Source organism: Citrobacter sp. Cf136 (genome assembly GCF_030333815.1).
Taxonomy (GTDB): Bacteria; Pseudomonadota; Gammaproteobacteria; order Enterobacterales; family Enterobacteriaceae; genus Citrobacter; species Citrobacter freundii.
This window is the reverse complement of sequence record NZ_JAOWFE010000032.1, coordinates 1,259,264-1,273,998: the sequence shown is the minus strand read 5'-3', so window position 1 is coordinate 1,273,998 and position 14,735 is coordinate 1,259,264. Positions and strand designations below refer to the sequence as shown.

Sequence of the window (14,735 nt, the reverse complement as noted above, 5' to 3'; positions counted from 1 at the left end):
ATTGCCAAAAATACCGCAGTTTTGGATAAAAAAGCTGCCTGAAGAATGGCGGGTATATCTATTAAACCTTCTTGCAAAGGAAAACATGATGGCTAATGGTTGGACAGGTACTATTTTACGGGTCAATCTCACCACGGGTAATATCACCCTTGAAGATTCCAGTAAATTTAAAAAATTTGTCGGTGGGATGGGCTTTGGTTATAAAATTATGTACGACGAAGTCCCGCCAGGCACCATGCCTTTTGATGAAGGGAATAAGTTGGTTTTTGCCACCGGACCATTAACGGGTTCTGGCGCTCCCTGTAGCTCCCGCGTCAATATCACCTCCTTATCGACATTTACCAAAGGCAATTTAGTCGTGGATGCTCATATGGGCGGTTTCTTTGCTGCACAAATGAAATTCGCCGGTTACGACGCCATTATTATTGAAGGCAAGTCCGCATCGCCGGTCTGGATCAACATTAAAGACGATAAGGTTAGCATCGAAAAAGCCGATTTCCTGTGGGGTAAGGGGACGCGCGCCACAACTGAAGAAATTTGTCGCATCACCAGCCCGGAAACCTGCGTCGCCGCGATTGGCCAGGCGGGGGAAAATCTGGTGCCGCTCTCCTGCATGATCAACAGTCGCAACCACAGCGGCGGAGCTGGTACTGGCGCAGTAATGGGCTCGAAAAACCTGAAGGCTATTGCGGTAGAAGGGACCAAAGGCGTCAATATTGCCGATCGCAAAGAGATGAAGCGGCTCAATGACTACATGATGACCGAGCTCATCGGCGCTAACAACAACCACGTTGTGCCAAGCACCCCGCAGGCCTGGGCAGAATACTCTTCGCCAAACTCGCGCTGGACAGCCCGTAAAGGGCTGTTCTGGGGCGCAGCAGAAGGCGGACCAATCGAAACCGGGGAAATCCCGCCGGGCAACCAAAATACGGTAGGTTTCCGTACCTATAAATCGGTGTTCGATCTGGGGCCAGCCGCAGAGAAATACACGGTCAAAATGAGCGGCTGTCATTCATGCCCTATTCGTTGTATGTCACAGCTCAATGTCCCGCGGGTGAAGGATTTTGGCGTGCCGAGTACCGGCGGCAACACTTGTGTGGCGAACTTTGTACACACCACCATTTTCCCCAATGGCCCGAAAGATTTTGACGATAAAGACGATGGGCGTGTGGTGGGAAACCTGATTGGTCTGAACCTGTTTGACGATTACGGTATCTGGTGTAACTACGGCCAGTTGCACCGTGATTTTACTTATTGCTATTCGAAAGGCGTCTTTAAGCGCGTACTGCCGGCTGAAGAGTATGCGGAGATCCGCTGGGATCAGTTGGAAGCGGGTGATCCTAATTTTATTAAAGACTTTTACTATCGGTTGGCGCATCGCGTGGGAGAACTCAGTCACCTTGCGGACGGCTCTTATGCCATTGCTGAACGCTGGGATTTGGGCGAAGAGTACTGGGGTTATGCCAAAAATAAACTGTGGTCGCCGTTCGGTTTTCCTGTTCACCATGCGAACGAGGCTTCAGCGCAGGTGGGGGCGATCACCAACTGTATGTTTAACCGTGACTGCATGGCGCACACCCATATCAACTTCATCGGCTCCGGTTTGCCGTTGAAATTACAGCGCGAAGTGGCGGGCGAGCTGTTTGGTTCACAGGATGCCTACGATGAAACCAAAAACTACACCCCGATCAATGCAGCCAAGATCAAATATGCCAAATGGACGCTGCTGAAAGTCTGTCTGCATAACGCGGTTACGTTGTGTAACTGGGTTTGGCCGATGACGGTTTCACCACTCAAGAGCCGTAACTATCGCGGAGACTTGGATCTGGAGGCGAAGTTCTTCCAGGCAGTCACCGGTGATGAAACCACGCAGGCGAGTCTGGACCTTGCCGCTGAACGCATCTTTACACTGCATCGCGCTTATACGGTCAAACTGATGCAAACCATGGATATGCGCAATGAGCACGATCTCATCTGCTCCTGGGTATTCGATAAAGATCCGAAGATCCCGGTCTTCACTGAAGGAACCGACAAGATGGACAGGGAGGATATGCGTCAGTCATTGACGATGTTCTATCAGGAAATGGGCTGGGATCCAGAGCTGGGTTGCCCAACGCGTGAAACCCTGAACCGACTCGGACTTGAAGACGTGGCAGCTGATTTGGCGGCGCAAGATCTGTTGCCAGCGTAAGGAACGTGAGATGACTAACGTGAGCAACGTTCTGGCACCCGTAGAGGCGCTTCCTGACGAGGTTGATAGTCAAAAGAGACACTGGCTACAGGCGTTTCACCCGCCGGTAGAACAGGTGACTGCGCCGCAGGTTCAGGATCCTGCCAGCCCGGAGTCGATTGTGGCAGATTTTATCCGCCAGCATTCGGCATCGGGGCAATTGGTGGGGCGCAGCGTGTTTCTGCAGCCACCTTATTCGGTCCCTGAAACCGATCTATCCGCACTGCTGGATGCACTGTGTCAGGACGCAATTAACGCGGATATCACCCGTGTGCAGGGCGCGGAAGATGTCTATTTCTACTCAACGCAAACCATGACGGCAAACTACGCCGACATGTGCGTGCAGGTAGTGGAAAACGACATCTGCCGTGCGATTGCCGAGGCGGTACGCTTCGACGGCCGCACGTATCCTCGCCCCTATAAGGTCGCCATGTTGACGCAACCGCCGTATAGCTTTGAATCTCAGCAGATTACAGCGGCGCTAACGGCTATGGAAACGCATCCCGATTACGCAGATATACGTACTGTGGAATCGTCAAATGCGGAACCTTATCTGTTTAGCGAACGTTTTATGAGTTATGGCAAAGCGTACGGCCTGTGTGAATGGCTTGAGGTTGAGCAGTATCAGAACCCATGAATTATTCAGGTTGATGTCATGGAACGTGTGGACGACCACTGTCACAGTTTAGAGGATAACCCGATGTCCTTCACCCGACGAAAATTTGTCATTGGCATGGGGACGGTGATTTTTTTCACCGGCCCAGGTCAAAATCTGTTAGCGAGTACCAGGAGCCCTAAAGCCGTTCGTTACGTCATGATTCACGACGAATCACTGTGTAACGGATGTAATATCTGCGCGCGGGCCTGCAGGAAAACCAACCATGTTCCTGCCCGGGGCAGCCGTTTGTCGATAGCGCATATTCCAGTCTCGGACAACGACAACGAAACGCTGTATCACTACTTCCGTCAATCCTGCCAGCATTGTGATGATGCGCCTTGTATTGAGGTGTGTCCGACCGGTGCCTCCTGGCGGGATGAGAACGGTATTGTGCGAGTAGATACGTCTTCCTGTATCGGCTGCAGTTACTGTATTGGTGCGTGTCCTTATCAGGTTCGTTATCTCAACCCGCATACCAAAGTGGCGGATAAATGCGACTTTTGCGCTGAATCACGCCTGGCGAAAGGTTTTCCACCGATCTGTGTTAACGCTTGCCCGGAACATGCGCTGATTTTTGGCCGTGAAGATAGCCCGGAAATTCAGACCTGGTTGCGAGAAAACAAGTATTACGAATATCAACTTGCAGGCGCCGGGAAACCCCATCTGTATCGTCGGTTCGGTCAACATTTGATTAAAAAGGAAAATGTATGAACGCGTCGCAAAATGCCGAACAGTTTCACGCCCAGCTTGCGCAGTATGTTCCCCTGTTTTCACCGGACTACTGGCCCGTGTGGTTAGTCGTTGCCGGGTTAATGCTGGTGGGAATGTGGCTGGTGCTGGCGCTTCACGCCATGCTGCGCTTTCGGGCGGTACATAAAACGTCGGCAGGGCACGGTGAGAAGGTCTATTTATATTCGAAGGCTGTTCGTTTGTGGCACTGGTCGAATGCGCTGTTGTTTTTGCTACTTCTGGTCAGTGGCCTGGTCAATCACTTCTCTGCCGTCAGCGCACCGGTAATGAAAAGCCTGCTTACCGTTCATGAGGTTTGCGGCTTTTTGCTACTCGCCTGCTGGGTTGGTTTTGTGCTGATCAACCTGATTGGCGGCAACGGACATCACTATATTATTCAACGTCAGGGCTGGATCGCTCGCGCGCAAAGACAAACACGTTTTTACCTGTTTGGCATTATGCAGGGCGAGTCACACCCATTCCCGGCATCACCGCGTTCTAAATTCAATCCGCTACAGCAGGCGGCCTACGTTGGCGTGATGTATGGGTTGCTGCCACTACTGCTGATTTCTGGGTTGTTATCGCTTTACCCGACGGTCGTCGGAGATCTGTTTCCTGGTGTGCGTTACTGGCTGCTTCAGGCGCACTTTGCGCTGGCAATTGTCAGTCTGTTTTTCATTTTTGGGCATCTTTATCTTTGCACTACGGGCCGCACGCCGGGCGAAACCTTCAAGTGTATGGTGGATGGCTACCACCGGCATTAAGCGATGATGATTACACGAAGTGACTTACGGGCCTGGCGTGTTGGGCCCGTCATGTATCGCTGGTTTCTACGCGCGTTTCCCGCAGGAGGAAGCTATGCCGATGTTCATCGCGCGCTCCAGCGGGAAGGGTATACCGATTGGGCAAATAGCCTGGTGGAATACGGCTGGTCGAAATGGAGGGAAGAGGCGAGTTTTGCTCAGCAGGATATTGACGCAATGGGGAATATTTCCTGTGAGCAAGCCGCGGAGGAAACCAGTCGTCCGTTGGCGAGTGCGGAAGATTATGCCCGATTTAGCAGTGCGGGTGACAACGTTAAAATTGCCAGCGCCGGGTATGCCGCACAGATCGCCAGTGCCGGTTACAGCGCACGGATTGGCAGTGTAGGCTATAACACGCATATCGGCAGTTCAGGCGATCGTGGGCGAATAGCGATTGCGGGAAATTCGGCGCGTATCAGCAGTGTGGGCGACGGAACGCGTATCGCCAGTACCGGCATGCGCGTACGCATCAGTTCGCTTGGCGACCGAAACCGGGTTGCCAGTAGCGGTGATTTAACCCAGGTAGCCTGTTTTGGCGCAGAGGCAAAAATCGCTAACTGCGCGGATAATATCCACATTATTGCCAGCGGAGAGAACGCCGTTGTTGCCAGTACCGGTACTGTAGATTCGATAACGCTCGGTCCCGGCGGATGTGCGGCGCTGGCTTATCACGATGGCGAGAGAATGCGCTTTGCGCTTGCCGTTGAAGGGGAAAAAAACATTCGGGCGGGCGTGAAATATCGGCTCAACGAAGACCATCAGTTTGTGGAATGTTGAGCCGAGAGGTTATTTTAGTGCGAAGCGGCGCTGGGTGATTTTCTCCAGGCTAAAGCACAGCAGGTAATAGACCAGTCCGGTAAAGATAAAAATGGCTGCCGGGTAGATTTGCACCCGGCTGTTAACCTGACCGGCAACCGTCGTGAGTTCCGGTACGTTAACGATAAATGCCAGTGACGTGTCCTTCAGTAGCCCAATGAAAATCCCCGTCAACGACGGCAGTACGTTACGCAGCACCTGTGGCAGCAAGATAAGCCACAGGGCCTGATCCGGGCGAAATCCCTGAACGACTGCCGCTTCATATTGCCCACCAGGCAGTGCGCTAATTCCAGCATACACCGAGTGCATCACCGAAGCGGCGGTGAACCATGCCAGCGCCAGCGTCACGGTAACGGCACCGGGCAGATCGCTTCCGGTCAGCATGGGTAGCAAATACCACATCCAGAAAATCACAAAGATGAGCGGAATGCCGCGAATAAATTCCGCCCAGATAAACAACCCGTTGCGAACTGCGCCTGGAAATCGCCAGGCGCTGCAGGCAAGAACGATCCCGCCAGGCAGCGCCAGCAAAGCCGCACCGATAGCCATCAGCAAAGTGAGCAGTACACCGCCGGGTTGCCCCTCAGCTACACGTCCCCACAGGAGATAGTCAAGATTGTCGGTAATGACCGAAATATTAGCGATCATGCAGTATGCTCCTGACGCTGAAGATGCGCATTCTTACCTTTGACGATTTACCCGCCGCCGGCCGCGGGCCAAGACGCGTAAGCAACATACCCAGCACGATGCCGGTAAACAGATAGAGTGCGGTGCCAACGGCAAAGGCTTCCAGCGCGTGCGCGTTGTAGCTCTCAATTTGCCGTACCTGGTAGGTGAGCTCAGCAAATCCAATACCGCTGGCAAGCGAGGAAAGCTTCATCAGGTTGAGATATTGCCCAACAATGGGTTGCCAGGCGTTTGCCAGTCCCTGAGGCAGTAGAATGTGACGAAATATCGCCCAGGATGAAAACCCCTGCGCCACGGCAGCCTCGCGTTGTCCGGCAGAAACTGCCTGTAAACCTGAGGCGATCTCTTCGACCAAAAATGCTGAGGTAAATACGCCCAGTCCCCATGCTGAACAGATAAACTCCGGCGTTAACCACCAGACATCACCCGGCAGAATTGACCATGGATGATCAGCATTGATGAAGCTAATGACGTCACGGGGAAGCCAGTTCCATGCGGCAAAATACCAGAACATCAGTTGCACCAGTAAAGGTGTATTGCGAAACACCGAGACCCACACCCCGACCATCGTTTTAGCGAGAAGATTGCCCGTCAGTCGCAGGCTGAGCAGTGAGATGGCAATGAGCGTGGCGAGCACGATACCTGCCAGCGTCACCCAAAGCGTGGTAAGAAAACCAGAAATTATCCATTGCAGGGGTTGCCCGCTCAATACTCCCTGCCAGTCCATTGCATGCATTATGATGATGACTCCTGGTGTAACGGGTCGAGCACTTTTTTCAGGAAACGCTGGGTTCTCGGGTGCTGTGGTTGGACGAAAAAATCCTCCGGCGGGGCCACTTCAAGAATATCGCCACCATCGATGAAAACCACACGATCGGCAATCTCGCGGGCGAAATGCATTTCGTGGGTCACGACGATCATGGTGATACCGCTGTGAGCGAGATTTTTCATCACCTGCAATACCTCGCCGATCATTTCAGGATCCAGCGCGGAGGTGGGCTCATCAAACAGAATAATTTGCGGTGATGAAGCCAGCGCGCGGGCGATGGCCACGCGCTGCTGCTGTCCACCGGACAACTGTGCGGCATAGGCATTGGCTTTTTCCGCCAGTCCCACCTTTTCCAGCAACTCAAGTGCCCGACGATCCGCTTCCGTCTTATTCCAGCCGTGAACATATTCCAGCGCCAGCGCGATGTTTTGCAGTGCAGTCAGATGCGAATAGAGATTGAATTGCTGAAATACGAAACCGATACGGCTGCGTAGCTGGCGTAATGCCGCCCCGCGCAACTGGCTAATTGGTTTACCATCAATGAAGATTTCGCCATCGCTGAGCGACTCCAACTGGTTGATAAGACGTATAAGAGTGGACTTTCCAGAACCGGAAGGTCCCAGAATGGTCACCACTTCACCGGGCTCAACTGCCAGGTTGACGCCGTTAAGTACAGTTTGAGCGCCATACTCTTTAACCACATTGCGTAGTTCGACGCTCGCCTGACGCAAATGGGTAAAATCCGCAGCCGAAGCTGCGGATCGATGAAAAAGGGCTGAGAGCATATTATTTGGCTTCTATTTTAAAGGCGCGGGCTTGTGGATTTTTGGTTTCAGGACCAAACCAGACATCATAAATTTTGGCCGCCTGCCCGGTAGATTCCAGCTTCAAAAGTTCATCGTTGACGGCTTTTAACAACGCTGGCTCACCTTTTTTCACCCCCACGCCAATCTCTTCTTTGCTCAGCAGGTCCGGTAGAATTTTGAAATCTGCTTTATCCGGCGCACCGCCTAATAAACCGGCCAGAATCGTACTGTCCTGGGTGATGGCCTGAACATTGCCGTTGCGCAGTGCAGTTAACGCTAGCGGGATATCGTCATAGGCCAGTACGCGCGACTGCGGGAAGCGCTGATGCAGTGCCTGTTCACCAGTAGTGCCTTTTACCGCGCCGATGCGTGCTTTGCTGTATTGTTCGAGCTTATCCGGAGATTTTGCTGGCACAAGAAACTGCTGGCCGGTAACAAAATAGGGGACGGAGAAATCTATTACCTGCGACCGCTCAGGCGTGATCGTGATATCCGCAACGATTAAATCGGCTTTACCAGATTGTAATAACGGAATTCGGTTTGCCGGATTGGTCGCCACCAGTTCCAGTTTTACACCAAGAGATTTGGCCAGCGCTTCGGCAAAATCGACGTCGTAGCCGACAATCTTATGCGTTTTGGCATCGATGGAGCCAAACGGCGGGTTCGCGTCAAATGTTGCGACTTTTACTACGCCTGCGGCTTTGATATCGGCCAGTTGGTCAGCCTGAGCCTGCGAGACGGTAAGTCCAGAGGCCAGCAGCACGCCGAATGCCAGCAGTGTTTTTTTAGCGCGGTAAGTTTTCGTAGCCATCATTGTATGAAATCCCTGTAGTTTTTGGTTTGTGCTTTTTACGCTCCCATAACTTACGGTTGGGACAAAATAAGAAAAAATTCTTATCTATATACAAAATGTTATTAGTGAAGGATGTGTTAATAGCGGGTAAAAATAATGCATGAGTGAAAGGTAAAATAGTGCATAAGCCTGATAATAATTTGCATTTTGTTTATGTTTGAGGGCACGCTTGAATAAGATTGAGCTGTGCTAATGTCCAGAAGGTTTACTGGAATACCCTCCAGACCTGTACCATATGTCACAACAGGTTTGGATTGGGGATAAGCATGCTGCGTGATAATTTTAACGATCTCTATTATCTCATTATCGTTGCGCGCGAGCGTAGTTTTACCCGGGCAGCGGCAAAACTTGGGGTTTCGCAATCCGCGCTAAGCCATGCGATTCGCGGGCTTGAAGAACGGCTGGATGTACGGCTTCTCACCCGCACCACGCGCAGCGTTGCGCCGACCGAAGCCGGAGAACGGCTTATCAACAGTATCAGCCCGCGTTTTGATGACATTGAAACAGAGCTGCTGGCATTAACCGATGTCCGTCAGCGGGTGGCTGGTAACATACGGCTGACGCTGGGCGAACATGCATTGCAATCTACCGTCTGGCCCGCGCTGGAGCCGTTTTTGCAGACATACCCTGATGTGAATGTGGAAATAACCATCGACAATAGTCTGACGGATATTGTGACTGGCCGCTATGACGCGGGTATTCGGCTTGGCGAGCAGGTAGCAAAAGACATGGTCGCCGTCAGAATTGGCCCGGACTGGCGCATGGTAGTGGTGGGGGCACCGACGTATTTTGCTCGCCATGGCAAACCGCAAACCCCTCACGACCTGCAAAACCACAGCTGTATTAACATGCGTATGCCGACGCTGGGCGGATTATACGCCTGGGAGTTTGCTAAAGACGGACAAGATTTGCGCGTGCGGGTTGAAGGACAGCTTATTTTTAACAATCTACCCCCGCGAATTAGCGCAGCGATTGCCGGAAGAGGGCTGGCTTTTGTGCCGGAAGATACCGTCGAGCAGGCTGTTGCAGAGGGGGCGTTGGAAAAAGTTTTGGAGGACTGGTGTGAACCTTTTTCTGGCTATTATTTGTACTATCCCAGCCGAAAACAGCATACCGCTGCCTTTGCGCAATTGATTGAGGCCTTACGGTATACGGGCTGAAGTGGGGGGGGGGGAACAGGCAATAAAAAACCGGCATTGCGCCGGTTTGGAAATCAAATTTTGCAGGCGTCGCCGCAGTCATTATCAGCAATAATTTCCTGCGCTTTCTTGTCTGCATCTTCCAGACGTTCAGCGTTACGCTCTTGCGCTTCTTCCAGTCCATCAAAGACCAGATTATCGAGATCAATTTCCATCATTCGCCTGCTCAGGTTCAGCGTTTAACATCACGTTATTATATTGCAAAAATGTTGCTTAACAGCAGCGATTCTTGCTACTTAGCATCGAACGCAATCCGCTGTGCGTATTTATCCGCCAAAGTGGCCCACGGTTCGCAATTGCTAAAGAATTGTTGGTTGTAAATACCGCAAAATTCTCGCTCTCTCTACCGTTTTATTCCCACTTTTTCATTAACGTGATGCGCGATCATTTTTAACAAATCTGCGACAAAATCACTATACATATAATTTAATATCTTTTATACATTAATTGTTCAACCCTGCGACTATTCCACAAAAGAGAAAGCTATATGGAACAGACACCTGATAAGAAAAACGATAATTTTCAAAAAGATGGCAAAGAACAGTTCAATAGATCGATCGGTTTAATTTCAAACTTTGCGTTGGGTTTTACCTACCTGTCGCCGCTTACCGCCGTCTACTCGCTGTTTGCGCTGGCCGTAACGCTGGCGGGGCCGCCTGCAGTATGGTGGATTTTAATCGTCGCATGTGGGCAACTTTTGGTGGCGCTGGTGTTTGGTGAGGTCGCTTCCCAGTATCCGATAACCGGCGGGCTTTACCCTTGGGCCAGAAGGTTGTGGGGCAAGAAATATGCGTGGATCGCCGCCTGGATCTACCTGTGGGCACTGGTGGTCACCATTACGTCGATCGCGGAATATACATCAACGTTTGTTGAATCACTCTTCCATTATGGTCAGACTCCAGCCACGATGTTGGTGACTTCCGTTCTGCTGCTGCTGTTGATGATGGCGGTTAATATGTCCGGGACTAAAAATCTGGCCCGGGTGGCGAAAATTGGTTTCTGGTGTGAAATTGTCAGCGTGATCGCGCTGGGGATTTATCTGCTGATTTTCCACCGTTCGCAGCCGTTCTCTGTAATTTTTGACTCGATGGGTGTGCTGGCTCATGACGGCAGCTATTCCACCGCATTTATGTCTGCTGCGCTGATGGGACTGTTTATGTTCTTTGGCTTTGAGGCCTGCGGTAACGTTGCGGAAGAGGTGCAGAATCCCAGTAAAAAGATCCCAGTGGCGATGATTTTAAGCATCGTATTCGGCGCGATTTCCGCCATTATTTCTGTTATGGGTTATCTGTTGGCTTCACCGAATCTGGTCAGCATCGTGAATGGCAAAACGTCCGATCCGATCCCGGCAATCCTTAATGAAGCTCTGGGTGAAACCGGCGCGACTGTCTTTATCGTCGTCGCGATTATCGCCATGTTGTCGTGCATTTTGTCTCTCCAGGCTGCGTTAAGCCGTCTTATCTTTTCTTTCTCCCGCGACAGAATGCTGCCGGGAAGTGAATGGATGGACAAAATCTCTAAAAATGGTGTTCCGGATAATGCCATGGTCGTCAGTTGCCTACTGCCAGTGATCATCTGTGTTTGGGTTTATTTCCAGCCAGATAACCTGTCGCGTATCACCGCGTTTGCTGTTATCGGGATTTACATCTCGTTCCAGATGGTTGTGCTGGCCGCGCTGCGTCAGCGCCTGAAAGGCTGGAAACCGGCGGGGGAGTGGACCATTGGCGGTTGGGGCGTAATCGTGAATGTGCTGGCGTTAGCTTACGGATTGTGCGGGATCTGGTTACTGGCGCAACCGGCAGACAGCAGCGACTTCATTGACCGTTGGACGGTCCTGTTCGGCCTGGCGATTGTCGTTGGCTCGGGACTTATTTATATGTTCCTGACCCGTCCGTTTGGTCGTTCAGCGGCGCCGGAAAACGACGCCATTGCGTACGCCAGTAAGCTCAATATGGGGCAGGATAACTAAAAACTAAGGGCCTTCGGGCCCTTAGTTTTGATAGTGATAAAGGATAAAGTAGTCGCTCTGATACACCACGGTACTATTTGCAGGTGACAGCAATTCACCCACGCGAAAACGTGGCCAACTGGAGAAAATGATCCTGTTTTCCAGATTGGTCAGAATCACATAATCAGGATGAGCGCAGGAGAGCAGTTCGGCTTCTATCTGACTGACCAGCAAATCGACCGCGGCAACACCGAGAAACTGGTCGTTGTAGTAGACCGGGACGGCTGACGTTAGGGTATAGGAGATATTGCAAATATAGTCGACGTAGGGACCGTGGATATAGGCTTTGCCAGCCGGAGGAGAATGCTTAAACCACTCAAAGGTTCTGAAATCCAGTCGTTGTTGCGTGGCCTGATCCAAATCCAGATGCGCCTGGCTCAAACCATTATCTTTCTTATACCACCACTCCAGCAACCAGTACTCTTTTGTGTTTGCGGTGCTCTCAATATGGCTGGCGAATCCCGCCCCTGAACAGTAATGGTTGTCACTGAGCGTGCGCTTGATGTGCTGTTGAACGGTGGATCTTACTGATGGGTCGAGAACGACCTCGGCTGAGGCCTTTTGTACCCCTGAAATCGCCTCATGGATGCTCCTCGCTAGCGCAACGGTAGAATCTACGGTAGAAACAGTTATGTCATCAATTTTACGGATTAATGCGCTTAGGGATGTCGAAGAGCTCATTGTCTGTCCTGCCTTCACTGATTGTCAGTTCGAGTTATATTTCAGCTTTTTTTCAATAAGGTAGTAGGTAAACGTGTCGATGATCCGTGTAGCAAACTGTACTGACTCTGCCTCGTTGTGAGCAGCCAGTGCATCGGCCAGCGCTGAATAAAGCGCGATAATTTCCGCATGAATACTGTCTGTGCGATAAAGTATCGCCACAAGTGATGCCCATTCAGCCTGAACTTGCAGCTCCTGATTGGCCAGTCGCGCTGAATGCGAACTGGCGGCAATCGCCAGCAGACAACGCATATCGGCCTGGGTCATCAGCTCAGGTGAGTTTGCCTTTCTGAGTACCTCGACAAACTCGCGAAATTTGGCGATATCCGCACCGGTCATCCGTCGGGAAGCCAGCCTCGCGCTATGGCTAATAATGGCGCAATGCATTTCACCTAGATCAGACAGATAATCCGTACTGATCGCTTTGAACGGGTGCAGGGCGCTATTTTTGCCATCGATATTTTCGCAAACGAAGCTCCCGCCATTACGACCACGAACCGTATGGATAAGATTATTAGCCCGAAGCGTGTTTAGCGCTTCTCTGATAGTGATATGTGAGACACCCATCATTTTTGCCAAATCGGTTTCGTTGGGAAGCTGTTCTTTTGGCTCCAGCAACCCCGTGATAATGGCATTCGAAAGGCGCTGGACTATCTGGTCTGAACGACTGACCTGCCCGATAGGCGCAAATATGACCGCGTGAGTAATCATAATCTTTTCTGTACTCAATTCCCTGAAACAACGACCATTTTTAACACATGCCCGTCGGGCAAGGAAGGTAAGAATGGCCGAGTTATTTTACATGCCTGGGCGCAACGTCACTGCACAAGCGGATGTGTGTCCCGATAACCTCATGATGAGCTGAGCATAACGCGTCAGTTGGCAATGAAAAGCCTTACCTTGCAAATGTGAAAATTAAGTTAAAAATGCGAGGCTTATCATAGTGTCAATGTTGCGCATTTGAAAAAATTTTACAATATATATATTACATAAGATTCTTTATGTATTAATTGGCAGGAGACAAACATGAAAACCCTGAAGCATTTTATTAATGGGCACTATGTAGCAGGCAGTAGCGAAGATAGCTTCGAACTGGTGAGTCCGGTTGACGGTGAAACATACGCAATTTCTCCCAACGCTAACGAGGCGGAGGTTGAGCAAGCCTACTCAGCAGCGGAGGCGGCGTTTAGCATCTGGAGAAAATCGACGCCAGCACAGCGGCAAAAGGCGTTATTGCTGCTAGCTGATGAGATTGAACGCAACGTTGAGCGACTGGTAACCGCGCAGAGTCAGGAAACCGGTCAGCTTCGCCATTTTATTGAGAAAGAGGAGATTGCGGCATCCTGCGATGCCATCCGTTTTTTTGCTGGCGCGGCGCGCTGTCTTGAAGGGAAGGCGGCCGGAGAATATTCCGCCGGGTTTACATCGACCATCCGTCGTGAACCGCTGGGTATCGTTGGGCAAGTTACGCCGTGGAACTACCCGTTCATGATGGCGGTGTGGAAGATTGCACCAGCGCTGGCGGCAGGCAACACGGTCGTGTTAAAGCCAAGCGACACCACACCAGTCAGTACGCTGCTGTTAGCTGAACTGGCAGCACCATTGTTCCCGAGAGGGGCGTTTAATGTCGTGTTGGGCAAAGCCAGCACCGGTTCGCTGGTGGTTTCAAACCCGAAGGCTTCACTGGTTTCGATTACCGGTTCGGTCCGCGCGGGTTTGCAGGTTGCGGCTTCGGCGGCGGCAAACCTGACCAGAGCACACCTGGAATTGGGTGGAAAAGCGCCTGCAGTCGTGTTCGCCGATGCGGATATGGATAAGGCGATTGCGACAATCACTACGGCAGGCTTTTTCAATGCCGGGCAGGATTGCACAGCGGCTACGCGGATCCTGGTAGAGCAATCCATCTATGCTGAGTTTCTGGAAAAACTGATCCAGAAAACAAAAAGTATCAAATTTGGGCCGCCAGAAGATCAGAATGCGCTGTACGGCGCATTGAATAGCCGGAATCAACTGGAGCAGGTGAAAGGTTTTATTGAGCGTTTACCGGCACATGCAAAAATTGAAACCGGTGGGCTCGCCGGGCCAGGTCCGGGCTTCTATTTTGAGCCGACGATTGTCTCCGGATTGCATCAAAATGATGAAGCTATTCAGCATGAAGTATTTGGTCCGGTAATGACCATTCAGTCGTTTTCTACTGACGAAGAGGCACTACACAAAGCGAATGATGTGGAGTATGGTCTTGCCGCCAGCGTCTGGACCCGTAACCATGGTCGCGCGCAGCGCTTCAGCATTGACCTCGATTTTGGCACGGTGTGGATTAACAATCACATTCCTCTGTGTGCCGAAATGCCGCACGGCGGGTTCAAAAAATCGGGTTATGGCAAAGATCTCTCATCCTATTCACTCGAAGAATATACTCGGGTGAAACATATCATGTGTGACATTTCTGAATAGAGA

General features: G+C 51.3%; 15 protein-coding genes. 8 read left to right on the top strand and 7 right to left on the bottom strand.

Annotated elements, in window-relative coordinates:
- The first annotated feature begins 88 nt into the window (after positions 1-88).
- The 5 genes from OGV98_RS10555 (at position 89) to ydhT (ending at position 5,197) form a co-directional block, all read left to right on the top strand.
- The gene (locus tag OGV98_RS10555) at positions 89-2,191 is read left to right on the top strand and encodes an aldehyde ferredoxin oxidoreductase (RefSeq protein ID WP_061550036.1); all 2,103 of its coding nucleotides are present in this window, start codon (positions 89-91) and stop codon (positions 2,189-2,191) included.
- Positions 2,192-2,201: 10 nt separating this feature from the next.
- Positions 2,202-2,867 carry a YdhW family putative oxidoreductase system protein gene (locus OGV98_RS10550; RefSeq protein WP_032935890.1) on the top strand — a complete coding sequence of 222 codons (666 nt, stop codon included), beginning with the start codon at positions 2,202-2,204 and terminating at the stop codon, positions 2,865-2,867.
- A 63-nt stretch (positions 2,868-2,930) separates the two neighbouring features.
- Positions 2,931-3,599: a 4Fe-4S dicluster domain-containing protein gene (locus OGV98_RS10545; RefSeq protein ID WP_286551555.1), complete on the top strand. Its 669-nt coding sequence runs from the start codon at positions 2,931-2,933 to the stop codon at positions 3,597-3,599.
- Positions 3,596-4,381: a thiosulfate reductase cytochrome B subunit gene (gene phsC / locus OGV98_RS10540; RefSeq protein ID WP_057101579.1), complete on the top strand. Its 786-nt coding sequence runs from the start codon at positions 3,596-3,598 to the stop codon at positions 4,379-4,381. The genes OGV98_RS10545 and phsC overlap by 4 nt, the downstream gene beginning before the upstream one ends.
- Before the next feature lie 3 nt (positions 4,382-4,384).
- Positions 4,385-5,197, top strand: coding sequence for a protein YdhT (gene ydhT, locus OGV98_RS10535; protein WP_003836540.1), 813 nt, complete (start codon positions 4,385-4,387; stop codon positions 5,195-5,197).
- Between the two features lie 9 nt (positions 5,198-5,206).
- Here the strand turns inward: ydhT and OGV98_RS10530 are convergent, their stop codons facing one another.
- From OGV98_RS10530 to OGV98_RS10515, 4 genes are read right to left on the bottom strand one after another with little or no spacing between them, the layout of a single operon-like run.
- On the bottom strand, positions 5,207-5,884 hold the full coding sequence (locus tag OGV98_RS10530) for an amino acid ABC transporter permease (RefSeq protein WP_115489564.1): 678 nt from the start codon (positions 5,882-5,884) through the stop codon (positions 5,207-5,209).
- Positions 5,874-6,659 carry an amino acid ABC transporter permease gene (locus OGV98_RS10525; protein ID WP_115489563.1) on the bottom strand — a complete coding sequence of 262 codons (786 nt, stop codon included), beginning with the start codon at positions 6,657-6,659 and terminating at the stop codon, positions 5,874-5,876. Before OGV98_RS10525 ends, OGV98_RS10530 begins: the two co-directional genes overlap by 11 nt.
- Positions 6,659-7,477, bottom strand: coding sequence for an amino acid ABC transporter ATP-binding protein (locus tag OGV98_RS10520; RefSeq protein WP_003029322.1), 819 nt, complete (start codon positions 7,475-7,477; stop codon positions 6,659-6,661). The genes OGV98_RS10525 and OGV98_RS10520 overlap by 1 nt, the downstream gene beginning before the upstream one ends.
- A 1-nt stretch (position 7,478) precedes the next feature.
- Positions 7,479-8,312, bottom strand: coding sequence for an ABC transporter substrate-binding protein (locus OGV98_RS10515; protein WP_202580510.1), 834 nt, complete (start codon positions 8,310-8,312; stop codon positions 7,479-7,481).
- A gap of 305 nt (positions 8,313-8,617) precedes the next feature.
- Between OGV98_RS10515 and OGV98_RS10510 the strand changes: the two genes are divergently transcribed.
- Positions 8,618-9,511 (top strand): LysR family transcriptional regulator, encoded by an 894-nt coding sequence (locus tag OGV98_RS10510; protein WP_061550040.1) that lies wholly within the window; start codon positions 8,618-8,620, stop codon positions 9,509-9,511.
- A 53-nt stretch (positions 9,512-9,564) separates the two neighbouring features.
- Here the strand turns inward: OGV98_RS10510 and OGV98_RS10505 are convergent, their stop codons facing one another.
- Entirely contained in the window at positions 9,565-9,705 is a 141-nt protein-coding gene (locus tag OGV98_RS10505) for a hypothetical protein (protein ID WP_003832695.1), read from the bottom strand.
- Between the two features lie 332 nt (positions 9,706-10,037).
- On the opposite strand from OGV98_RS10505, the gene OGV98_RS10500 reads away from it, so the two are divergent.
- Positions 10,038-11,519 carry an APC family permease gene (locus OGV98_RS10500; protein WP_202580509.1) on the top strand — a complete coding sequence of 494 codons (1,482 nt, stop codon included), beginning with the start codon at positions 10,038-10,040 and terminating at the stop codon, positions 11,517-11,519.
- 21 nt (positions 11,520-11,540) lie between these two features.
- Here the strand turns inward: OGV98_RS10500 and OGV98_RS10495 are convergent, their stop codons facing one another.
- Positions 11,541-12,239 (bottom strand): cache domain-containing protein, encoded by a 699-nt coding sequence (locus tag OGV98_RS10495; protein ID WP_003029308.1) that lies wholly within the window; start codon positions 12,237-12,239, stop codon positions 11,541-11,543.
- A 24-nt stretch (positions 12,240-12,263) separates the two neighbouring features.
- A complete protein-coding gene (locus tag OGV98_RS10490; RefSeq protein ID WP_003029304.1) occupies positions 12,264-12,989 on the bottom strand; it encodes a FadR/GntR family transcriptional regulator in 726 nt (241 codons plus the stop codon).
- Between the two features lie 315 nt (positions 12,990-13,304).
- Here OGV98_RS10490 and OGV98_RS10485 point away from each other — a divergent pair, with 315 nt between their 5' ends.
- Positions 13,305-14,732, top strand: coding sequence for a gamma-aminobutyraldehyde dehydrogenase (locus OGV98_RS10485; protein WP_174329329.1), 1,428 nt, complete (start codon positions 13,305-13,307; stop codon positions 14,730-14,732).
- Positions 14,733-14,735 lie beyond the last annotated feature (3 nt).